At 66.8% G+C, this 21,141-nt stretch carries 16 protein-coding genes; 6 read left to right on the forward strand and 10 right to left on the reverse strand.

Features of this window, described 5'->3' with window-relative positions:
• Window positions 1-8 precede the first annotated feature (8 nt).
• A complete protein-coding gene (locus AC0MRV_RS08090) occupies window positions 9-974 on the forward strand; it encodes a DMT family transporter (protein WP_472763948.1) in 966 nt (321 codons plus the stop codon).
• A gap of 128 nt (window positions 975-1,102) precedes the next feature.
• On the opposite strand, the gene AC0MRV_RS08095 is transcribed toward AC0MRV_RS08090, so the two are convergent.
• Genes AC0MRV_RS08095 through AC0MRV_RS08105 form a run of 3 tightly spaced genes read right to left on the reverse strand, consistent with a single transcriptional unit; the run spans window position 1,103 to window position 3,153 of the window.
• Entirely contained in the window at window positions 1,103-1,843 is a 741-nt protein-coding gene (locus AC0MRV_RS08095; protein WP_472763949.1) for an esterase/lipase family protein, read from the reverse strand.
• Window positions 1,840-2,712 (reverse strand): DMT family transporter, encoded by an 873-nt coding sequence (locus AC0MRV_RS08100; RefSeq protein ID WP_472763950.1) that lies wholly within the window; start codon window positions 2,710-2,712, stop codon window positions 1,840-1,842. The genes AC0MRV_RS08095 and AC0MRV_RS08100 overlap by 4 nt, the downstream gene beginning before the upstream one ends.
• A 6-nt stretch (window positions 2,713-2,718) precedes the next feature.
• A complete protein-coding gene (locus tag AC0MRV_RS08105) occupies window positions 2,719-3,153 on the reverse strand; it encodes a cytochrome b562 (protein ID WP_472763951.1) in 435 nt (144 codons plus the stop codon).
• A gap of 190 nt (window positions 3,154-3,343) precedes the next feature.
• Here AC0MRV_RS08105 and AC0MRV_RS08110 point away from each other — a divergent pair, with 190 nt between their 5' ends.
• Entirely contained in the window at window positions 3,344-5,002 is a 1,659-nt protein-coding gene (locus AC0MRV_RS08110) for an alkaline phosphatase family protein (protein ID WP_472763952.1), read from the forward strand.
• Here AC0MRV_RS08110 and AC0MRV_RS08115 read toward each other — a convergent pair whose 3' ends face one another.
• A complete protein-coding gene (locus tag AC0MRV_RS08115) occupies window positions 5,003-5,359 on the reverse strand; it encodes a winged helix-turn-helix transcriptional regulator (protein ID WP_472763953.1) in 357 nt (118 codons plus the stop codon).
• A 61-nt stretch (window positions 5,360-5,420) separates the two neighbouring features.
• Between AC0MRV_RS08115 and AC0MRV_RS08120 the strand changes: the two genes are divergently transcribed.
• A complete protein-coding gene (locus AC0MRV_RS08120) occupies window positions 5,421-6,014 on the forward strand; it encodes a DinB family protein (protein ID WP_472763954.1) in 594 nt (197 codons plus the stop codon).
• Window positions 6,011-7,438: an MFS transporter gene (locus AC0MRV_RS08125; RefSeq protein ID WP_472763955.1), complete on the forward strand. Its 1,428-nt coding sequence runs from the start codon at window positions 6,011-6,013 to the stop codon at window positions 7,436-7,438. The genes AC0MRV_RS08120 and AC0MRV_RS08125 overlap by 4 nt, the downstream gene beginning before the upstream one ends.
• An 8-nt stretch (window positions 7,439-7,446) precedes the next feature.
• On the opposite strand, the gene AC0MRV_RS08130 is transcribed toward AC0MRV_RS08125, so the two are convergent.
• The 6 genes from AC0MRV_RS08130 to AC0MRV_RS08155 form a co-directional block, all read right to left on the reverse strand.
• Window positions 7,447-8,529 (reverse strand): alpha/beta hydrolase, encoded by a 1,083-nt coding sequence (locus AC0MRV_RS08130; RefSeq protein ID WP_472763956.1) that lies wholly within the window; start codon window positions 8,527-8,529, stop codon window positions 7,447-7,449.
• Between the two features lie 120 nt (window positions 8,530-8,649).
• The gene (locus AC0MRV_RS08135; protein WP_472763957.1) at window positions 8,650-10,731 is read right to left on the reverse strand and encodes a protein-disulfide reductase DsbD family protein; all 2,082 of its coding nucleotides are present in this window, start codon (window positions 10,729-10,731) and stop codon (window positions 8,650-8,652) included.
• A gap of 77 nt (window positions 10,732-10,808) precedes the next feature.
• Window positions 10,809-11,774 carry a PLP-dependent cysteine synthase family protein gene (locus AC0MRV_RS08140; protein ID WP_472763958.1) on the reverse strand — a complete coding sequence of 322 codons (966 nt, stop codon included), beginning with the start codon at window positions 11,772-11,774 and terminating at the stop codon, window positions 10,809-10,811.
• A complete protein-coding gene (locus AC0MRV_RS08145; RefSeq protein WP_472763959.1) occupies window positions 11,771-14,641 on the reverse strand; it encodes an insulinase family protein in 2,871 nt (956 codons plus the stop codon). Before AC0MRV_RS08145 ends, AC0MRV_RS08140 begins: the two co-directional genes overlap by 4 nt.
• A 71-nt stretch (window positions 14,642-14,712) precedes the next feature.
• Entirely contained in the window at window positions 14,713-15,663 is a 951-nt protein-coding gene (locus AC0MRV_RS08150) for a PLP-dependent cysteine synthase family protein (protein WP_472763960.1), read from the reverse strand.
• A 129-nt stretch (window positions 15,664-15,792) separates the two neighbouring features.
• The gene (locus AC0MRV_RS08155) at window positions 15,793-16,971 is read right to left on the reverse strand and encodes a helix-turn-helix transcriptional regulator (protein ID WP_472763961.1); all 1,179 of its coding nucleotides are present in this window, start codon (window positions 16,969-16,971) and stop codon (window positions 15,793-15,795) included.
• A gap of 105 nt (window positions 16,972-17,076) precedes the next feature.
• Here AC0MRV_RS08155 and AC0MRV_RS08160 point away from each other — a divergent pair, with 105 nt between their 5' ends.
• Together AC0MRV_RS08160 and AC0MRV_RS08165 are read left to right on the forward strand one after the other, a co-directional pair.
• Window positions 17,077-19,767, forward strand: coding sequence for a TonB-dependent receptor plug domain-containing protein (locus AC0MRV_RS08160; RefSeq protein ID WP_472763962.1), 2,691 nt, complete (start codon window positions 17,077-17,079; stop codon window positions 19,765-19,767).
• Window positions 19,768-19,781: 14 nt separating this feature from the next.
• A complete protein-coding gene (locus tag AC0MRV_RS08165; protein ID WP_472763963.1) occupies window positions 19,782-21,017 on the forward strand; it encodes a TlpA family protein disulfide reductase in 1,236 nt (411 codons plus the stop codon).
• Window positions 21,018-21,141 lie beyond the last annotated feature (124 nt).

A 21,141-nucleotide genomic window follows, 5' to 3' on the forward strand; every position in this document is an offset into this window, starting at 1 on the left:
TCCCCTTCATGCCTGCCACCGATCCCGCGCTGCGCCGTCGTGCGATATTGATGCTGCTGCTGGCCACCAGCTACTGGGGGCTGAGCTTTCCGCTGATGAAGGCGACCGGGCAGCTCGTGGCCGCGGCGGTGCCGGAGGCCGGGTCATGGTTCTCCACCGCCATGATGATCCTGCCGCGTTTCCTGCTCGCGGCGTTGGTGCTGGCGGCGGCGTTGGGGCGGTCGCTGCGCACGATCACGGCGGCGGAGTGGCAACAAGGCGCGATGCTGGGTGGCTTTGCGGCGATGGGCATGGTGTTCCAGGCCGACGGGCTGCAGTTCACCGCCGCGTCGACCTCGGCCTTTCTGTCGCAGTTTTACGCCATCCTTATCCCGCTGTGGGTGGCGCTGCGCACGCGGCGCAATCCGGGCGCGCGGGTGTGGATGTGTGTCGGCTTGGTGCTGATTGGTGTGGCGGTGCTGGGTCGCTTCGACTGGCACGGGCTGCACCTCGGGCGAGGTGAGGCCGAGACCTTGGTGGCCTCGGTGTTTTTCATGGGGCAGATCCTCGCGTTGGAGCGGCCGGAGTTTGCGCTCAACCGCGTGCTGCCGATCACGTTTGTCATGTTCCTGGTGGAGGCGACGGTGTTCGGCGCGCTGGCGGTGGTCGCGGCGCCGACTCCCGGCGCGTTGGTGGCGCCGTTGAGTTCGGTGCCGTGGTGGGGGTTCACGCTCGCGCTGACGGTGTTTTGCACCCTCGGGTCCTTTCTCACCATGAACAAGTGGCAGCCGCGCATCAGCTCGACCGAGGCAGGTTTGCTCTACTGCGCGGAGCCGGTGTTCAGCTCGGTCATGTCGCTCTTCCTGCCGGGTTTGTTTTCGCTGTGGGCGGGATTGAACTACGCCAACGAAGCGATCACGGGTCACCTGCTGGTTGGCGGAGGATTTGTCCTCGCGGCGAATGTGCTGCTGCAGTTACGGCGCGGTGTCGCTTAGCGACGCATCTTTATTCTTTCCTCTTTATCTTGGCAGAGTGTCGCTTTGCTCGGAACTCTTTCTCCCCCCTGGCCGGATGGGTTCCGCTCCACGTGGATAATGAGAAAGAGGGGGCGGGCTTTGCCCGATCACCTCGTGAACCGGCCTTCGCGCAGGAAGGCCACCACTTGGGCGATGGGTTTGCGGCGGTATTGGATCCAGGTGTGCGAGTGCGGCAGGACGATGTGATCGCTCATGCCATCCAACTTGGTGTCCTCGACGCGCACCTTGCCGTCGCCGGGGCCGCCGGTCCAGTGGGCCAGCAGCGGATTGACCGGGCGGTCGCCGGCGATGATGCCGAGCTCGGGACCCTCGGGCCAGGAGCCGAGTTGGTTGGGAAAGGAGTCGGCTGCCGTGCTCAGTTCCCGGCCGTTGATGCCGGTGCTCAGGCGAAAGAGGCGCCAGGTGCCGATGCGGTCAACGAGCGTCGACCCCTGATTGGGTGGGGCGAACATCACCACGCGGCCCCGGGCGAGCGCCGGCGGCACGTCACCGCGTTCCTTTAACCAGCCCCGCAACACGATCCCGCCCATGGAATGCGTCACGAAGTGCAGGGTGGGTGCGTGGTCCTCGAGCTCGACGTCGTGCGCGGCGAGTTGGGTGGGCAACCAGGTTTGGGTGAGCTCGGGCAGCGGGGTGCGCAGCGAATCGTAGCTGAGGTTGATGACGCGGTAGCCGTCAGCGGTCAGCGCGCGTTCGGTGCGTTTCATCGCCCACGCGCCGAGACCGAGGCCGTGGAGGAGCACGACGGTTTCGGAGGGGGGAGTATCGGCGCGTTGATTCACGGCAAGAAGACCCAGCAGGGCGAGGCACCGTGCGAAACGTTTCATGACTTGGCAACGACGCCCGGCATGCGCGGCCGGCGCAGAGAAGCGACGGCGCGCAGGGTGACGGCGGCGAGCACGATCGCGCCGCCGGCGAGCGACAAGGGGGTGGGTTTCTCCCCCAGCGCGAGCAGCACCCAAACCGGATTGAGCAACGGCTCGATCACCGGAATCAGCACCGCCTGCAACGCAGTGACGTGCCGGATGGCGTAGGCATAGAGCAAATACGAGATGCCGAGCTGCACGATGCCCAGCGTGATCAGCGCGCCCCAGCCGCTGGCCGACGGCGGCGGTGCGGACAACATCCACGGCAGGCCGATGATAAACCCGAGCGCGTTGCCGAGGATGACCGACTCAAGCGGTGAGCTGTCCTTTTGGTAGCGCAGCGCGATGACCATCGCGGCGAAGAACACGCCGGACAGCAGCGCGATGCCGTCGCCGAGCAGGTTGCCGCCGATGCTGAGTCCGTCGGCGAGGAAGAGCGCCATGCCGCCGAGCACGATGGCCACGGTGAGCCAATCGAGGCGGCTGGCGCGCTCACCCAGAGCCCACGCGCCAAAGAGCGCGATCCACACCGGCGCGGTGTATTGGAGCAGAATGGCGTTGGCCGCGGTGGTGAGTTTGGTCGCGGAGCAAAAGGCGACCGTGCAGCCCGCGTAGAACACCGCACCGAGCAGCTGCGGCCGCGACCAGGTGAAGCGCAGTTGGCGGCCGCGGGCGGCGAGCAGGAACAGGCCGGCGAAGAGTCCGCGACCGCCAGCGACGGCGAGCGGCGGCCAATCGACGTGTTTGATCAGCAGTCCGCCCGTGCTCCAGAGCAAGGCCGCCAGCGCCAGCAGGAGGACGGCGCGGCGATGCTCCGCGGGCGACGACATGGGCGATCAGTCTTTGGGGCGGCGGTAGGCCTTGTGGCCCGAGCGCTGGGTGTCGCGCATCTTGCCGACGAGTTCCTCGGCCTTGGCGTTATCGCCGGCTTTCACGGCGGCGATGGCTTCCTCCACGATCGCGATGAAGGCGTGCATGTCCTCTTTGAACGATTCCACGAAGTGAGCCTGTTCACCGGCCGGTTTGTCGGCGGTGTATTCGGGCTTGAAATCGAGACTGTGTTGCGCGGCGGCGTGAATCGTCTCGAGCAGCTCGAGGGTCGACGCGTTTTGTTCGGCGTCACCCGCCTGACGGCGCAACTGGCGGAAGGCGTCGCCGATGACCTCCATCTGTTCGCCCAGGGGGGTGTGGTCGTCCTCGGCGAACGAAACCGTGGGCAGCGAGATGAGGGTGGCGAGCGAGGAAGCGAGGAGCAGGCGGCGAAGATTCATGGCAGGGTAGGGTGGAAGAGGTTTGAGGTGGGACGCAGCCAGACAGATTGGCCGGGGACGGTCAACGGGGACGACGCCGTGACCTTGCTTTCGCTTTAACGAGGTTACGTTTCTGCGCGGCGGTCCTTGCGGCCGCGATCCCGCTCGCCGGAGGGGCGCGGAAACGCCAGAGTGGGTGTCTGCGCCCGTCATGAAATCGTTGTCCTCACTCCTGCCTCTCTGCCTGCTCGTTTGCGCCGTTCCGTTGCGGGCCGCCGATGCTCCGGCGGCGTCTCCGCGCCTGGTCGTGGGCATCGTGGTCGACCAGATGCGTTACGACTACCTCACGCGCTTTGGCGCGGCGATGGGCGAGGATGGGTTCAAGCGGCTCATGCGCGAGGGCACGCAGTTTCGCTCCATGCATTTCAACTATGCGCCGACCGCGACCGGGCCGGGTCACGCGGCGATTTGGTCGGGCGCCTACCCGGCGACGTCCGGCATCGCCAACAACGATTTCTACGACCGCCAGCTCGGCCGCGAGGTGTATTGCGTGGAGGATGACACGGTCGAACCGATCGGAACGACGGCGACCGAGGGGCGGCGTTCGCCGCAGCGGTTGCTCGTCACCACGGTCGGCGACGAACTCAAGCTCGCCACCAACGAGCGCGCCCTGGTCTATGCCATCAGCTTGAAAGACCGCGCCAGCGTGCTGCCGGGCGGGCACTTTGCTGATCAGGCGTTTTGGTTTGATGTCACCTCCGGCCACTTCGTGAGCTCCAGCTACTATGCGCCGGCGCTGCCGGACTGGGTGGGCGACTACAATGCCTCGGGGCGGGTCGACGCGCTCATGCACACGCCATGGACGCTGCGCGATGATGTCGCGACCTACACCGAAAACATCGGGGACGATAATCCCTTTGAGGAGCCCTTTGACGGGCAGGCGGCGCCGGTGTTTCCGCATGACCTGAGCCAGGTCACGCCCATGGCCGGCGAACCTTACAAACCGATCGCCACCTCGCCCTGGGGCAACACGATCGTGCGCGAGCTGGCGCAGGCGGCGCTCGTGCATACCGCGCTCGGCCGCGACGCGACGCCCGATGTGCTGGCGATCAGTTTTTCGGCCACGGATTATGTGGGCCATCGGTTTGGGCCGACCTCCTTGGAAGTCGAAGACCTGTATCGACGATTGGATGACGATCTGGCGGCGCTGCTCGACACGATCGATCGCACGGTAGGGCTGGAGCACACGATTGTGTTTCTGACCTCCGATCACGGCGTGTCGTTCAACTCCGCCTTTCTGCGCGATCGTGGCCTGGCCTCCGCCCGCACGCTCAACAAGCAGGCCTTCGTCGACAGCATCAAGCGCACGCTGGCCGAGCACTACGGCACCTCGGGCGCGGCGCAGTGGGTGTTGAGAGTCTACAAGGGACAGATCGTGCTCGACCGCGCCGCGATTCGTCGCGCCGGTCATGAACTCGAGGAGGTGGCGGAATTTCTGCGCGATCGGTTGCTGGAGACCGAAGGGGTGGTCGACGCCATGACGGCGGACGAGCTGCACGGAAGTGCGACGGAGGACGGCTACCGCGCCCTGATCCGACGCGGCGCCCACGCGACGCGCTCGGGGGATGTGTTTGCCCTGTTCGCGCCGGGCTCGGTTTTTGGTTACGCCCACGGTGGCGCCGGCCACAGCGAACCGTTCAGCTACGACACGCACGCGCCGTTCCTGATTCGTGGTCCGGGCATCGCGGCGGGAGCCGAGGTTTACGAGCGGGTGGCGATCACGCAGATCGCGCCGACCATTTCGGCACTGTTGCGCATCAACGAGCCGGCCGGCGCCTTTGAGGGACCGTTGCCGATCTTTGGCCGTTGATTACATGCGGCGCTCAGCGGACGTGCCGTCGATCCACTTGAGGCCCCAGTCGCGCAGCGCGCGCATGGCGGGTCCGAGCGCCCGTCCCTTGGCGGTGAGCTGATAGCCGGGATGCCGGGAGCCGTCGGAGGCCGGCACCTGTTCGACGATACCGTGCGCGAGCAGCCGCTTCAGACGCTCGGCCAGGATGTTGGTCGGGATGTGCTCGGGCGAGGCGGCGAATTCCTTGTAGCGCTCCGCCCCGAGCATCAGGTCGCGCACCACCAACAGGGTCCATTTGTCGCCCAACACATCAAGGCTGCAGGCCACGGGACAAGGGCTGCGGGGCGGGGGTTCGGCGGCGGGACGTCGGGACATGCGCGGAAGGAAGATTCGATGCTTGCAAAACACAAGTAAGTGTTACTTGCATAATGAAAGTATGGCTACCGCCACTCCCTCCTCTTCTCCCCGTCTGGCCCCGCCCGGAGCCGGTTTGCCCGCGCCCGAATTGCTCGTGGCGCGGCTGTTGTTTCGCCTCCACCGTTGGCGCCACGATCAGGTGGCCCGCCGCGACCTGTTTGTTCGCGAGCGCGACACCATTGTGAAATTGGTGCGTTCGGTGCCGCCGGTGGCGGCGACGCAACAGGTGCTGATCAAGCGGCTGCCCGGCATGGAGGACAGCAGTCGCAACTGGTCCTTGTGCATGGTGGTGGAGCACCTGCGGATGGTGAACCGAGGCATCCGCGGCGCGATGGTGGCCCTGAAGGCGGACCGGCTGCCGCCGGAGCCGGCCAGCACCGCCACGGTCAAGCCGGCCCCCGGTGTGCGGATCGAGGTCGTTGAGGCCTTTGCCAGCGAGTGTGATGATTTTCTGAATACGATCGACGGTCTGGGCGACCTGTCCACGCGACTGCGCTACACGCACCCCTGGTTTGGCCCGCTCGACGCCGAGGCCTGGTGGGCGTTGGTCGGCTTTCACCAGCGGCTGCACCGCAAACAGATCGAGCGCATCCTGGCGACGATGGCCGCATGAACGCGCTGGCTCCCGCCCCGGCGCCGTTGCCTCCGGCGGCGACGTTTGCGCCGCCGACGAGCAATCCCTGGCGGATGTTTGTGCTGACGGCGGGCGCGGTGTTTGTGGTCACCCTTGATGCCACCGCGGCGGTGGCGGCGTTTCCGGTGTGGCGCGAGTCCTTCGCGGGCGCGGCGCCGGCCTTGCTGTCGTGGATCCTCAACGCCTACACCATCGTCTACGCGGCCTTGCTGGTGACGGCGGGCCGATGGGCCGATGGCCACGGCCGGGCGCGGGCGTTTCAGGTGGGGCTGATCTGGTTTGGCGTGGGATCGGTCTGGTGCGCGGTGGTGGACGCACCGCTGTGGTTGGTGGCCGGCCGTGTGGCGCAGGCGGTGGGGGCGGCGTGGCTGACCCCCAGCTCGCTCGCGCTGGCGCTCGGAGCGTTTCCGCGGGCGCGGCGGGGTGAGGTGATGGGCCTGTGGGGGGCGATCGGGGCCTTGGCGGCGGCGGTGGGACCGGCGGTGGGCGCGGGTTTGATGGAGCTCACCTCGTGGCGGGCGATCTTTTGGATCAATGTGCCGTTGGTGGCGCTCATGCTGGTGCGGTTTCGACGGGCGCAGGTTGGGCGGTCGGCCGAATCGGAGCAGCGGTTCAGTCGCGGCGCATTCGATCCGCTGGGCACGGCGCTGCTCGTGGCCGGCGTCGGGCTGCTGGCCTGGGCGCTGGTCGATGCGGGGAGCGAAACCGGCGCGGCCTCCTCGGGATCCTGGCTACGCTTCGCGGCCGGGCTGGGGTTGCTCGGTGCCTTGGCGGCGTGGGCGGTGCGTCGGCCGGGCGGGGCGATCGACGCGAGTTTGTTCCGGTCCCCCTCCTTTGCCTTGGCAACGCTGCTGCTGGCGGTGTTTGGCGCGGCGTTTTCGGCCATGTTCCTGAACAGCTACCTGTTCCTGACCGGGGTCTGGGGTCTGAGCCGATCGCTGGCGGGTCTGGCGAGTGTGCCGGGTCCGCTGGTGGTGATTCCGAGCGCGATCCTGGCCGGGCGGCTGGTGGCGCGTTGGGGACACCGGCGCCTGTTGGCGAGCGGCGGGCTGCTGTTCGCGCTCGGCCAGATTTGGTATCTCCTGCGAGTCGGGAATGTGGTGGCCTATTGGTCGGACTGGCTCCCGGGGCAGCTCCTGACGGGGGCGGCCATCGGACTGGTGCTGCCGACCCTCTTCGGCGCGGCGATGGCCGCGCTGCGGGAATCGGCGCTGGCGGAGGGCAACGCGATGGCGACGACCGCGCGTCAGCTGGGCGGGGCGTTGGGGATCGCGCTGGCGGTGGCGTGGGTGGGCGGCGTCGAAACCGCGGCGGCGCACCACCGCCTGCTATGGGGCTTCATTGCGGCGGCGGGCGGGTTGGTCGCGGGATTGAGTCTGGGTTTGCGCGATGAAAAACGCTGACCGGAGGGTCAGGGCACTTCGAAGTAGTTGCGGGCGGAGTTGTAGCGGAGTTCGCGCTCGGGGGCTTCGCCGTTGAAGGCGGCCATGAAGGCGCGGCGCACGTGCTCGTTCTGCAGCGGATCGCCCTCGAAGTAGGCGTGGGAGCGACCGACCTTGGCGGCGTCGGTAAAGTTGAGGTAGGTGGCGTTGCGGGCGTTGAGGCCAAAAAGGTAGTGACCGAGCCGCGCCTTTTGTTGCTCGCCCATCTTGAGCTGGGAGGCGGCGAGGGCGATGTCGTGCTCGTTGATGGTGATGAGCACGCGACGGCGGGCTTTGATCTCTTCGACCCAGGCAGCGTGGTCCTCGCTGTTGGTGTCGGCGGCCACCAGCACGACGTTGTCGAAGATCGGGAGGGCGGCGCGGAAGGCCGAGGTGCCGAGCGCCTTTTTGAACAGGTAGTTGCCCATGCTGTGCAGCACGAGGTTCACGGTGAAGGGACAGCGGGCCTCGGCGCGTTGGGTGTAGAACGAGAGCCAGGCTTCGTCGTTGTCGCCGTGGCGCTGGTCGGCCCGGGTGGCAAGTTGGGCCTCGTAGCTGGCGTGCGCCTCCAGGAGGAGGGCTTTGAGCTTTTCGAGCACCCGGCCGAAGGCGCCGACCGAGGCCATGGCGTCGCGCTTGTCGCTCAGATAGCTGGCGACGCCTTTGGCCCCGCCGCCGTTGGCCGGCCAGGAGAAGACGAGCACCTCCACGTTGTAGGTCTGTTCGAAGTCATGCGCGCGATCGAGCGCTGCCTCGAGGTCGTTGTTGAAGCCATGCACGAAAAGCACGAAATTGCGTCCGCTGCCGCCCTGGGTGGGGTTGATGCGGGCGAGCAATTTGGCGGCGACGTAGCGGCTGGCGTAGGCCTTTTCGCCGGCCTTGAGCTTGAGACCGGCGTCCTTGGCCATGGCGGCCGTGACCTGGTCGGGCAGGATGCGGACGGACCATTTGCCGCGGGTTTTGTTGGCCTCGGCGAGGCGCAGTTCGTGGGGGCCGGCGGGGTTGGGCAAGGCGCCAAAGGCTTTGAGGCTGGCGCGGTTGGGGAAAACGTTGCGATTGGTGACGACGAACATGGCAGACGGAGGGGCGGAGGTTTGCGCTTTCAGGATGAAAAACGCGGTGGCGCGAAGCATCCCCGCGGCGGAAGGCCAATGCTCCGCCAGTCTGCCCCACCGTTTGTGGTTCGCGAGTTTTTACTCCAACGCGTCCAGCACGATGCTCGGAGTGAGGAGCTCGGGGAGGACAACCGGGTCCGGTTCGCCAGGGAGGTAGAACAAGTTGAACGGGACCGCGCTGCGGTTCCATTTGGCGAGCTCGGCGGTGATGGCCGGGTCTTTGTTGGTCCAGTCGGCCTTGAGGGTGAGCACGTTGCGGTCGCGGAAGGTTTCCTTCACGTCGTCGGAGGCGAACACGAGCTTCTTGTTGGCCTGGCAGGTGGCGCACCAACGCGCGGTGAAATCCACATAAACCGGGCGGCCGTCGGCGCGGGCGGCGGCGATGGCTTCGGGGCTCCACTTTTCCCAGACGACGTCGTTCGGCGCGGGCGGCTTGGGCCAGCCAAAGGCGGTGCCGGCGCCGAGCAGAAGCAGCCCGGCGAGGATGCCGACGTTGCGGCGGGTGGCCTTGGCGCCGGGCGCGGCGTAGCGGCCGTAGAACCACACGCCAAAGGCGATGAGCGTGAGGCCGAAGATGGCGTTGAGCGCGCCGCCTTCGGTGGTCTGGCCGACCAGCACCCAGACGAGGTATCCAACCGTCGCATACAGCGGGAAGGCCATGGCCTGCTTGAAGGTTTCCATCCAGGCGCCGGGGCGCGGCAGGATTTTGACCGCGCTGGGGAAGAGCGAAAGCAGCAGGTAGGGCAGACTCAGGCCGACCGCGATGGCGGTGAAGATGACGAACGATTCGGTCACGGACACCGCCAGCGCCGCGCCGAGGGCGGGCGCGAGGAAGGGTGCGCTGCAGGGGGTGGCCACGACGGTGGCGAGCACGCCGGTGAAGAAGGTGCCGGTGAGGCCGTCCTTGGACTGGAGCTTCGCGCCGACCCCGGTGGCGCCGAGACCGAACTCGAAGACGCCACTCATCGCCATGGCGAAGACCAACATCACCGCCGCGAGCACGAAGACGAAGGGTGCGGACTGCAGTTGGAAGCCCCAGCCGAGTTGATCCCCGCCGGCGCGCAGCACGGCAAGCAAGCCGGCCAGCGACCAGAATGAGGCCAGCACGCCGAGGGCGAAGACCCAGCCGTGCGCGGCGACTTTTTTGCGGTCGGCCCCGGCTTGGTTGACGAAGCCGAGGATCTTGATGCCGAGCACCGGGAAAACGCAGGGCATGAGGTTGAGAATGAGGCCGCCGACGAAAGCGAGGGCGAGCGTGCCGACGAGGCTGGTGGTCGCGGTGCCGGCGGCGGTCGCGGCCGAGGGGGTGGCGGAGGCAGTCGGGGCGGCGGTTGCGGCACCAAACGCGACGTCGATGGCGAGGCCGTCGAGGGAACCCGCCGAGCTCCAACTGGCGTCCTGCCGCAGGGTGCCGAGCAAGCGGTCGCCGTCGCCTTCGTAATATTCGGCGAAGGGCAGGGTGATCGTGAGGGTGCCGTCGGCGTAGGTGACCGTTTGCGGCTGGTCGTAGGCGATCTGCGCGTCGCTGGCGAAGAACCAGGGTTCGACCGGCTCGGCGGTGAGCCCGGAAACGGTGAGGGTGGCGGAGGTGGCGGACTTGGCCGCGCTGACCTGCACGTTGGCCGGCACGGTGGGCAAGGCCGCGATCGTGGCGCGCACCTCGTCACCGTGTTCGCCGTGGGCTTCGACCGAGGTGCCGGCAGGCACGACCGGGAGCGTGAGCTCGATGGGCGTGTCGCCGGGGATGCAAACATCGGCGCACATCAGCCAGTCGGCGTGGCCTTTCAGCGTGACTGAGGAGCCGGGCGCCAGATCGGCGGGCGGAGTCAGCGTGATGGGCAGATAAGTGACGTCCTCATAGCCGTTGCCGGTGATGGTGCCGTGGCTGTCGCGGATGATCTTGGGCGTGGGCCATTGGATCTCGCCGGCGGTCCAGCCCTCCGGCAGGTCCCAGGTGATCGAGGTCGGGTAACCCGTGCCGGCGTTGATCCAATAGGTGTGCCAATGGGGCTCGTGGTCGAGGCGCAGGGCGACGGTGATCGGCTGACCGGGGCGCACCGCGGCGTCGGCCGCCGCGAGCGAGGCCTCGACTTGGGCGGAGGCGGCTGAGGCAAAAAGGGCGACGGAGAGCGTCGCAACGGCGTGGCGCAGGAAAGACATGGCAGGAACAGAGTGGCGAAAGAAGAGAGAGGCGCAACCGACGGGATTGTTCCCGGGAGGCAGGTCGCGTTGTCCGTTCAGCTCGGTGGGCAGAACAAACGGGTCGAATAATAACGTTCGGCGCGGTCGCACAGAATGGTGACCACCTGGGCGTCGGGACCGAGTTCGCGAGCGACGGAGAGCGCGGCGCAGAGGTTGGCGCCGGAGGAGGTGCCCACGAGCAGGCCGAATTCGCGGGCGAGCCGCTGCGTCATGGCGATCGCGTCCGCGCTGCTGACCTTCACTTTGCGATCAATCGGCGCCTGCCGCACCAGCGGTGGAATGTATCCGCCCGCCACCCCCTCGATGGCGTGGCAGCAGGGCATTTCGCCGGAGAGCATGGCGGCTTCGGCGGGTTCCATGGCGACGATGAGGGTGTCGGCCGCGGCGGCTTTCAACGCGCGGCCGCAGCCGGTGAGCGTGCCGCCGGTGCCGTAGCCGGACACGAAGGCGTCGACCCGACCGTGCGGGACCTGCCGCAGGATCTCGGGTCCGGTGCTGTGCTCGTGGTCGAGGGCGTTGAGCGGATTTTCAAACTGGTTGGGCAGGAAAATGCGGTCGTCGCGGGCCGCCATCTCGCGGGCGAGGCCGATGCCGGTGGCGTAGCCTTGGGTCGGCGCGAACAACTCGATCTCGGCGCCGAAGTGCCGAATGAGGTGCCGGCGTTCCACGCTGGCGGATTCGCTCATCAGGATTTTGACCCGGTAACCCTTGGCGGCGCCGACCATGGCGAGGGAGATGCCGGTGTTGCCGGAGGTGCACTCCAGGATGATCGAGTCGGACCGCAACCGGCCCTGGCGCTCCGCGTCCTCGATGATGTGCAGCGCGAGCCGGTCCTTGATCGAGCCCGACGGGTTCAGGTATTCAGCCTTCGCATACACCGTGATGCCTTCGGCGGCGAAACGCAGCGGCACCAGGGCGGTGTTGCCGACGAGATTGAGCAAGGGTGAACGCCCCCGGCGGGTGGCGTAGGGCCGGGCAAAGGGCAGGGCGGGCGAACTCATCGGTAGGTGCGGGCGGATTTCCAGGCTTCGCGTTCGGTGAAGGTCGACGTGGCGGTCGAGCCTTCGTGGTTCTCACCATTGAGCAGGACGAGCCGTTCGCGCTTCGTCGGACCGGAGAGGGTGTCGCGCAGGAGGGCGACGAGTTCGGTTTGGTTGAGCGCGTCCAGCGCGGCGAGGGTCTCGTCCTGGCGGTCCCAGTCCTCGTCCTGGTCGAACGCGAGGCTGAAAAAGCGGCCCGCCTTTTCGGGCAGGCTCTTGTCCTTCGCCTCAAGGTTGGCACGGGCGCCGGCCATGAGCGCGGCGAAGGCGTCGGCTGGCAGGGCGGCAAGCTGGTCCGGCAAGGTTGCCATAAAGGTCTCGGCGCGCTGGCGCAGTTCGTCGGGCGCATGGGTGCTGGACTGGATTACGAAGTAGAGCGCGCGGGTGCGGCGGGAGCCGTTGCTGCCGGCGCCGACGATGTAACCGAGCTGTTGCTGGGTGCGCAGTTCGTTGAAGAAGGGTTGGGAAACGAAGTTGCCCAGCACGACGGCGGCGGCGCGGTCGCGGGCGGTCACGCCGGGCAGCAACAGTTCGGCGCTGTAGGCGGAGTTCACGCCGGCGGTGGCGTCGACCTCGACCAACAGCTCGCCCGGCTCCTGCACGAGTTCGCGCGGACGGCGCAGCGATTCCCCGGTCGCGGTGGCGAAGTTGAGCTGCTCGCGCATGTCGCGAGCGGTGGCCAACGCGGCTTCGGGGGCGAGGTGGCCGTGGATCACGCCTTCCAGCGTGCCGCCGGCGAAGAACTCGCGCGCGGCGGCCTGCACCTCGGCCCAGGTCGCGGCGGTGGCGGTGGGCAGCAGTTGGTCGGGCAAGTAGGAGAGTTCGTGGGTCCACGCACCGCGGCGCATGCTGGCCATGCGGAAGGCCTCGGTTTGCGGGAAGCTGCGCAGGGAGCGGAGGTAACCCTCTTGCAGCACAGCGAAGCGTTCGGCGGTGGGCTCGACCTGGTGCACGCGGCGGATGACCTCGTTGGCAAAGCGCACGGCGGAGTCCCCGAAACCGGTCACGGTGAGGTTGAAGCCGTCGAGGCTGGCACCGACGTTGAACGACACGCCGGCGCGGGCGGCTTCGCCGGCGGTCTCGTTGAGCGCATCGCCGAGGCATTGGTCAAACAGCGCGATGAGCGCGGCCGTGGCCGGACTGGTGTTGGCGCGGCGCGGCACAAAGCGGAAACGCAGCGTGGTCTGTGGGCGCTTGAACTCGAGGTCGGGCGCGTAGAAGAGGGTGAGGCCGGGCTCGCGGGTGAGCAGCACTGGGCGCTCGGGCAGCAGTTCAGGTTGGTCGGGCTGGTAGGGGTTGGCGCGGGGCAGGGCGAAGGTGCCGTCGGTCGGAGCGCGCGCCGCGAGGAGGCGGGCGTAGGCGGGACCGGTGTCCTCGGAATATGAATACGCGGTGCCGTAGAATTCCTCGGTGCGGTCGGTCGGCACACCCTGGGCGGCGAAGACGGCGATGAAGTTGTCGGGCGTGAGCTGGGCGAGGATGTGGCGGTAGTCGGCCTCGTCGGGCGCGACCCACAGGTGGGGCACGCGTTCGGCGAGTTCGAGTGGGTAATACAGGGCCTGGTTGGCGAGATTGGTGGCGAGGTTCGCGCCCTCGCCGCGGTCGTTGTAGGTTTCGTTGAGCGCGGCGATGCGGGCCGATTCCTGCCAAAGCGTGGTGGGGAAGTCCGCCTGCCGCAGGAAGTCGAGGTAGCCGAAGACGAGGTCGAACACCTCGGGCAATCGGTCGGCACCCTCGGGCGTGAGGGCGATGGAGAGGAACAGCGAACTGTAGTCGGCGCTGCGGTCCCAGAAGCCGCCGCCGGCGGAGAGGGCGAGGCCGGCGTCCTTCAGCACGGCCTCGAGTCCGCCGGGGTTGGCGTGCGAGAGCAGCGTGCCGATGAGCGCGTCGTTCTTGGCACCGAAGTTGGCGCGGGTGGCGTCGAGCGGGAACTGGAGTTGGAGCTCACGCACCTCGCGCACGGGCTCGACCTGGGCCAGGCGCAGGGCGGGCTCGCGGGGCAGGAAGGTCGACGTGCGGTGGTTCGGGCCGAGCTGGCGATTGGGGATGGCGGAAAAGTGGCGGCGGGCCATGGCCTCGAGTTCGGCCAGCGGCGCCGCGCCGGTGATGGCTAGCGCCATGCGGTCGGCACTGTAGTAGGACTCAAAGAAGGCGCGCACCTTGGCGGAGTCGGCGTCGGCAAGGGTGTCCTTGTTGCCCGCGGTGAAGCGCGATTCGGGCGAGCCCGGGGTGTAGAGTTCGCGGAGCACGTTGTAGATGCGGCGGCCGTCGTTCTGCACGTGGCGCATGACCTCGTTGTGCACGGCGTTGACCTCGCGCTCCGTGTAGGTGGGCGTGAAGAGTGGGGCGATGAAGAATTGGGCGAAGCGGTCGAGCGTCGGGTCGAGCGCCTCGTGGCGCACCTCGAACTGGTAGTTGGTGTGGTCGGACGAGGTGTAGGCGTTGGTGTAGCCGCCGTTGTTTTTCACGAAGGTGCCGTATTCGCCCTCGTCGGGGAACTTCTCGGTGCCGAGGAAGAGCATGTGCTCGGTGAAGTGGGCGAGGCCGGTGGTCTCGGCCGGGTCCTCGAGCTGGCCCACGTCGATGGCGAGCGCAGCGGCGGATTTGTTGAACGACGGATCGCTGACCAGCAGCACGCGCAGGCCGTTGGCGAGGACGAGGCGGTCGAACTTGGCTTGGTCGGTCGGCGCGATCTCGCGCGTAGGGACGTCCTCGAGACTCAGATGTTCGCGGGCGGAAAGGGAGGCTTCGGCTCGCAGGGCAAGGACGAGCGGAGACAGGACGAGCAGAGACAGGACGAGGAGATGGACGACGGGTCGGAAACGCATGAACAAAAAGGGGATTTGGACGGAGGGTGGTGTGAAAGTTAGGACGAACGGGAGCGGACTATCCTCAGGGCTTAGTTCCGCTCCGGGGCAAAAAGGGCGGTCGACAGGTAGCGGTCGGCGCGGTCGCAAAGGATCGTGGCGACGCGGGCATCCGGACCGAGATCGGCGGCCAGGCGCAGCGCGGCGCACACGTTGGCTCCGCTGGAGGGACCCACGAGCAAGCCGAATTCCCGCGCGAGTCGGCGAGTCATGGTCAGGGTGTCGTTGACGCTGACCGTGAGGGTGGCGTCCAGCGGCACGTCGGCGAGCAGGGGTGGGCGAAAGCCGCCGGTGAATCCTTCGATGAGTTCGCAGCACGGCATCTCCGCCATGGCGGAGCCAGTGCCGACCACCTCGACGGCGGCGAGGGTGAGGGACGGGTTGGTGGGTCGCAGGGCCTGCGCGCAACCGGCGAGCGTGCCGCCGGTGCCGTAGCCGGACACAAAGGCATCGACACGGTGGTCCGGCATCTGGGCGAGGATCTCGGGGCCGGTGTGTCGCGCGTGGTCGGCGGCGTTGAGCGGATTTTCGAACTGGCGCGGCAGGAACACGCGCGGGTCGGCGGCCGCCATGTCCTCGGCGAGGGCGATGCCAGTCAGGTAGCCGCGATCGGCGTGAAAAAGGGTGAGGTCAGCGCCGCAGTGGCGGATGAGGCTGCGTCGTTCCAGGCTCGCGCTGTCGCTCATGAGGATGTGCACCGCCACCCCGAGGCGGGCGCCGAGCCGGGCGAGGGCGATGCCGGTGTTGCCGCTGCTCACTTCGACAATGCGCAGGTCGGGCGTGAGCCGGTCGAGTTGGATCAACTCAGTGAAGATGCAGGCCGCGAGGCGGTCTTTGATCGAACCGGAGGGATGCAGGTATTCCGCTTTGGCGTAGACGGTGATTTCCTCCGCGGCGAAGTGCAGGGGCAGCAGCGGAGACGCGGCGAGTTGGAGGTCGCGCGGGGCGTCGGGGGCTGGATTGAATAACGGAGAAACGTGCATGAACGGTCGCAGGGCGGAGCCCTTGTAGCGACCGTGAAGCGCGATGCGGCGGAGTCAGGTTAACTTTAGTTAGCTCTTGGTCCGGTGCCTTTCGCGACGAGGCGTGACCCCAGAGCAACCACGGCTAATTCAGCGCAATGCGATGATGAGCTGGGCCCGGCTGCCGACGCGCAGCTTTTGGTAGATGCCGCTGATCTGCACGCGCACGCTGCCTTCGGTTTTGCAGAGTTTCTGGGCGATGATCTTGTTGGGGAGCCCTTCGCAAATGAGGGCGGCGAGTTCGCGTTCGGCCGGTGTCAGTTGAGCCAACAGGTGGCGGGTCTGACTTTGGCCATCGGAGCCCGCGGCAGCTTCCTTGAGGCGGATGACAAAAACGGGTTGCTCGTGCCCACCGCGGTTGTCGCGGCGCAAGGTGACGGCGGCTTCGCACTCGCCGCGTGGGGCGACCACCGTGAGCGTGCGCGGCGCGGGTTCGGCGTTGGGCGAGATCTCGCGTCCGGACGTCAGCAGGGAGTTCTTGAGCTCTTCGCAGGCGCCGGCGATTTCGGCCGGCAGGGCAAAGACGGCCTGGGAGTTGTAGCGGCGGGCTTCATCGGCGCCAAAGTTCCACACCGCGCAGAGGCGGGAGGCTTCGACGCTGGTGTAGATCACGTGCAGGTTCCAATCGAGGAAGAGCACCGCGTCGGGCTGGGCGCGGTAGAAGGACTCCAGCAGCACGCGGGTGCGACGCTCGCCTTCGTAGGCATCGAGGCGGTCGAGGGCGGCGCCGATGTGCGGGTGCAGGGAGTGCAGGCGGGCGAGTTCCGCGGCGGTGAAGTCGCTTTGGTCGGGCCGGCGGCGCAGCGCGAACGAAGTGGTGACCTCGCCGCCTTGCCAAAAGAGCATGTGGGCGGAGTAGCGCCAGCCGAGCGGTTGCATGAACCGTTTGTAGTAACGGGTTTGCGGAACTTTGCGCGGATCGGCCAGCACCTGACTGTGGCTGTAGACCGGCACCCCGTGGCGCGCGTCGAGAAAGGGTTGGAAAAAATTGCGCCCTTCGCCGGCCACTACGGGCTGAATGCTGGTGTCATCCACCACGCGGGACTTGGCCGAGGTGAGTCGGCGGGTGGTGGATTCCTTGCGCCAATCGGTGTAGCCCTGCGACATCACCAGGCTGTCGTGCGGGACCAGATCCTCGAAGAGGGACTGCAGGCTCTTCCACAAAGCGTTGACCCCCAGGGCCCGGTTCACCTCCAGAATGGCGTCCTGCTCCACGCCGTGGAGGGCGCGGGCGGGCGGAAGTTCGGGACAATAGGTGGTCTCAGGCATGCCGGAAGGGTGCATCGCAGAGCAGGAAACGAACCAGAGGGTGGCGGCCTGCTCTTAACGTTTGTTAGATTGAAGTGGTCGTAACGCAACCGCAACGGTCCTTCCATGGCCACGCCGACCTATCGCAAACATTTCGCCACCGCCCTGCTCGCGGTGGCTTCCTCCGTCGCCGCGCTGCAGGCGCAGGAGACGTCAACCGCTTCGACCAACACCGCCGACACCGCCCGCGAGGACGGGGCGGTTGTGCAACTCCAACAGATGGAGGTGACTGGATCGCGCCTCCGCTCCCTCGTGGGTGAACAGCCGGCCATGCCGGTCATCAGCTTCGACGCCATGGAACTCGAGCGCCGCGGCCTGACCCGCCTCGCCGACGTTCGCTGGGCCATCCCGCAGCTGGGCGCTTCGGTGGGCTTCAATGACAACCTCTCCAATGGCGGTCCGTCCCGCGCCCAGATGGCCAGCACGACCTTTGACCTGCGTGGTCTCGGCGGTAACTCCACCCTCGTGCTGGTCGACGGTCGCCGCGTCCCGCACTCCGGCCAGGCCTTTCCGGGCGGTGCGGGTGGTCGCGAGGACTTCAATATCGACGGTCTGCCGATCTCGGCCGTCGAGCGCATCGACATCCTGCCCCAGGGCGCCGGCGCCATCTACGGCTCCGAGGCCATTGCCGGCGTGGTGAACATCGTCCTCAAGAAGGACTACAACGGCGGTCAGCTCGACCTCACCTACGACAATGCGTTCGACAGCGACGTCGCCAACCTCACCGCCAGCCTCACCGGCGGCATCACGAAGGACAAATTCTCGCTCTTCGCCACGGTGACCGCCGCCACCCAGAACGCCCTCGCATCGCGGGACCGCGCCTTCAGCTTCGCGCCGCCGGCGTCAAATTTTGTGCCTTACGAGGGGGCCACGCTCTCCACGGCGTTCTACCCGGCCACCGGCGGGGCCAATCTGCCCGGGCTCTCCACCCATGTGGTGGCGCTGCCCGACGGCACCAACGGCTCCGGCTACACCGTCGCCGATTTGGTCGGCAATTCGATCGCGCCGGCCTACAACTCGGCCAACTACTCCTACCTCGTCGATGAGTCCGAGACCCGCAGCATCCTGGTCAAGGGCAGTTACACGCTGAGCGAGGCGTTCCGTTTCTACGCCGAGACCCGTTGGAGCGAGGCCAAGTTCGACTACGTGGGCTCGCCGCTGACCCTCATCACCTCGCTGCCAGCCGGCTACCTTGGCAACCCGTTCGGCTCCCAGGTCAACCTCGCCAAGGTGTTCTACGACATCATGCCGCAGAGCGAATCCAGCCAAACCAACTCCGGTCTCACCGTCGGCGTCCAGGGCGACCTCGCCCACGGCTGGCGCTACGACGTGGGTCTCACCTGGACTCGCAACGTGGTCTATGACAAGGGCACCCGCACTGGCTTCAACTTTGGTGCGCTCAACGCGGCCAAAAATGAAACCGACCCGACCAAGCAACTCAACTTCACCTATGATTCCCGCACGGCGGCGCCCTACGCCGGCGCGCTCGACAGCGTGCTCGTCAACAGCCTCCACGAAGACACGTCCGACGTCTACGATCTGCTGATCACGGCCGATGGTCCGATCTGGTCCGGCTGGGCCGGTGACGTCCGCCTCGCCGTGGGCGCCGAGAGCCAGCGCGAGGAGGTCGAGTTCTTCATCGACCCCTCGCCCGGTTATCAGCTGCAGGATCCCTTTGATCGCACCATCAATTCGGCTTTCGCCGAGATCGCCGTGCCGCTCATCAGCGACGAACAGAAACTGCCCTTCGTCCATCGCTTCGAGCTGCGTGGCGCCGGCCGGTATGAGGATTTCTCCGACATCGGCGATCACCTGACCCCGAGCGTCAGCGCGCTGCTGCAGCCTGTTTCCTGGATGACCATCCGCGCTTCGCGCAGTGAAGGCTTCAAGGCGCCCAAGCTCTTCGACCTGCAGAGCCCGCAAAGCAACTTTACCACCAGCATCACGGCCTCCCGCAACGTCTACGACACCGCCCGGGGCGGCGAAGCGGTCATCGGCAGTTACTCCCTCACCAGTGGCGGTCAGCCTGGGCTGAATGCGGAGACCTCTGTTTCCCGCAACGTGGGCATCGTCATCGATGTGCCGTGGGTGAAGGGCCTCTCCCTGTCCGCCGACTGGTGGGACACGGTGTTCGACGACAAGGTCGGTTCCACCTCTTACCAGACCCTGATCGATTTCTTCCCCGAGCGCGTGATCCGCGGTCCGAAGCCGGCGGGCGATCCGGCCGACTGGCTCGGCCCGATCACCGGGTTCGACACCAGCGCGCTCAACCTCGCCTGGCAGAAGGCCCAGGGTTATGACCTCGGTCTGTCCTACCACCGCATCACCGATCTGGGCGAGTTCATGCTGACTGGCACCTACACCAACCAGGATCCGCAGGCCTCCCTGTCGACCCCGGCGGCCTCACTCTCCTACAGTTACAAGCCGGACCGGTTCAGTGGTTCCTTCTTCTGGGCCAAGGACGGCTGGGAAGCGGGTGTGTCGGTCAACTACCAAGGCCTTTACGAGATTTTTGGCCCGTCCTTTCCGCAGTTTAGCTATCCGTCCTATGTGGAGTGGAATCCGCGCGTATCCTACAGCTTCAGCGATCAGGGTCCGGACAACGCGTTTGGTCAGCTGTTTGCCGGATCGAAGATCGGCCTTACGGTGATCAATGCCTTCAACACGGGTCCCTCCGACACGGCTGCCGCCAACGGTCGCGTGGTGATGGATCCCCGCCTGAGCCGCTACATCCTCAGCTTCACCAAGAAGTTCTAACCTGGTCCGACGCCATGACTCGATTCGCCTCCCGTCTCCGCCCTCTCGCCCTGGTTCTTCTCGCGCTGCCCATCCTGCCGGCGGGCCTCGTCGCGGAGGACGTGCCGACGGCCGCCCCCGCGACCGTTTCGGCGGCCGACGCCGATTGGGCGACGGTGCAGGCGATCATCGAGCGCCAGCCGCCGGTGAGCGGCAACTTCGCCGATCTCTCGCCGGCCGACGGCCGGGAACTCATCCGTTTCTTCGACCAGAGGGCGCAGGATCTCGAGGCCGCCATCGACGCGTTCGCCGCGGCCCATCCGAACGATCCGCGCCGGCTGGATGTGTTCGTGCAGCTGTCGTATCAGCCGCCCCACTACCTGCTGGGTTTCAACATCCCCGACGACGAACGCCCCTCGTGGAATGCGCGCATCGGCGACGAGGCGAAGCAGGCGGCTTTCCGCGAGCGTCAGGACCGCCGCATTGACGAAGTGCTGGCGTCGCCCGATGCCACGCCGCGCCACGTCGGCGGCGCGCTCTACACGCGCTATGTCGAGGCTCGGGGGCGGTTTGTGCGCGACCAGACCCCGGAGAACTTGCAGGCCTTCATCGACGTGGCGGACGCCGTGATGGACCGTCGGCCCGATATGGCCGGCGGCCTCGCTCGCGAGCATCTCGGCTTCCTCGACCGCTTCGGCACCGCCGAGCAACGGACCGCTTTCCGCGCCCGCCTGGAGGGGAGCGAAGATCCCCAGATTCAGCGCATGCTGGCCGAGGCCGCCGGTGACTTCAGCCGGTTCGATGGCATCGCCGAGCTCGCCTTCACCGCCGCCGATGGTCGCGAAGTGGATCTGGCCAAACTGCGCGGCAAAGTCGTGTTGATCGACTTCTGGGCCACCTGGTGCGCGCCGTGCATCGCCGAGATTCCCAACCTCCTCGCCAACTACGAGAAGTATCACGATGAGGGCTTCGAGATCATTGGCATCACCTTGGAGAACTCCGGTGTCCGGGAGGACTTCGAGAACCCGGCCAACGCCGGCAAACTCAAGATGGCCAAGTCCCGCATGCTCGCCTTTACCAAGAAGAACAACATGCCGTGGCCGCAGTTTTACGACGGCAAATTCTGGCAGAACGATTACGCGAAACGCTTCGGCATCGATGCCATTCCCGCGATGGTGCTCATCGGGCCGGACGGCGAGGTCGCGTCGATCGAGGCCCGCGGGCCGGAGCTCGAGGTCCAGATTCGGCGCCTGCTCAAGTTGGATGCCTGATTTCGTCGTTTCCCGTTTCCGCTAACGTTTTCGTTCGTAGTTGTGACCGACCCGCGAGCTCCCATCGGAGTCGCGGGTTTGGTTTTGGCGGAATGAGGCAACCGGCCGCTCGCTCGTCCCAGAG

This window comes from Actomonas spartinae, from assembly GCF_051209155.1.
In the GTDB taxonomy this organism is placed as follows: domain Bacteria; phylum Verrucomicrobiota; class Verrucomicrobiia; order Opitutales; family Opitutaceae; genus Actomonas.

Coding starts and splice junctions, on each gene's coding strand:
- AC0MRV_RS08090 (WP_472763948.1), top strand. CDS start 9: ATGCCTGCCACCGATCCCGCGCTGCGCCGTCGTGCGATATTGATGCTG.
- AC0MRV_RS08095 (WP_472763949.1), bottom strand. CDS start 1,843: ATGAAACGTTTCGCACGGTGCCTCGCCCTGCTGGGTCTTCTTGCCGTG.
- AC0MRV_RS08100 (WP_472763950.1), bottom strand. CDS start 2,712: ATGTCGTCGCCCGCGGAGCATCGCCGCGCCGTCCTCCTGCTGGCGCTG.
- AC0MRV_RS08105 (WP_472763951.1), bottom strand. CDS start 3,153: ATGAATCTTCGCCGCCTGCTCCTCGCTTCCTCGCTCGCCACCCTCATC.
- AC0MRV_RS08110 (WP_472763952.1), top strand. CDS start 3,344: ATGAAATCGTTGTCCTCACTCCTGCCTCTCTGCCTGCTCGTTTGCGCC.
- AC0MRV_RS08115 (WP_472763953.1), bottom strand. CDS start 5,359: ATGTCCCGACGTCCCGCCGCCGAACCCCCGCCCCGCAGCCCTTGTCCC.
- AC0MRV_RS08120 (WP_472763954.1), top strand. CDS start 5,421: ATGGCTACCGCCACTCCCTCCTCTTCTCCCCGTCTGGCCCCGCCCGGA.
- AC0MRV_RS08125 (WP_472763955.1), top strand. CDS start 6,011: ATGAACGCGCTGGCTCCCGCCCCGGCGCCGTTGCCTCCGGCGGCGACG.
- AC0MRV_RS08130 (WP_472763956.1), bottom strand. CDS start 8,529: ATGTTCGTCGTCACCAATCGCAACGTTTTCCCCAACCGCGCCAGCCTC.
- AC0MRV_RS08135 (WP_472763957.1), bottom strand. CDS start 10,731: ATGTCTTTCCTGCGCCACGCCGTTGCGACGCTCTCCGTCGCCCTTTTT.
- AC0MRV_RS08140 (WP_472763958.1), bottom strand. CDS start 11,774: ATGAGTTCGCCCGCCCTGCCCTTTGCCCGGCCCTACGCCACCCGCCGG.
- AC0MRV_RS08145 (WP_472763959.1), bottom strand. CDS start 14,641: ATGCGTTTCCGACCCGTCGTCCATCTCCTCGTCCTGTCTCTGCTCGTC.
- AC0MRV_RS08150 (WP_472763960.1), bottom strand. CDS start 15,663: ATGCACGTTTCTCCGTTATTCAATCCAGCCCCCGACGCCCCGCGCGAC.
- AC0MRV_RS08155 (WP_472763961.1), bottom strand. CDS start 16,971: ATGCCTGAGACCACCTATTGTCCCGAACTTCCGCCCGCCCGCGCCCTC.
- AC0MRV_RS08160 (WP_472763962.1), top strand. CDS start 17,077: ATGGCCACGCCGACCTATCGCAAACATTTCGCCACCGCCCTGCTCGCG.
- AC0MRV_RS08165 (WP_472763963.1), top strand. CDS start 19,782: ATGACTCGATTCGCCTCCCGTCTCCGCCCTCTCGCCCTGGTTCTTCTC.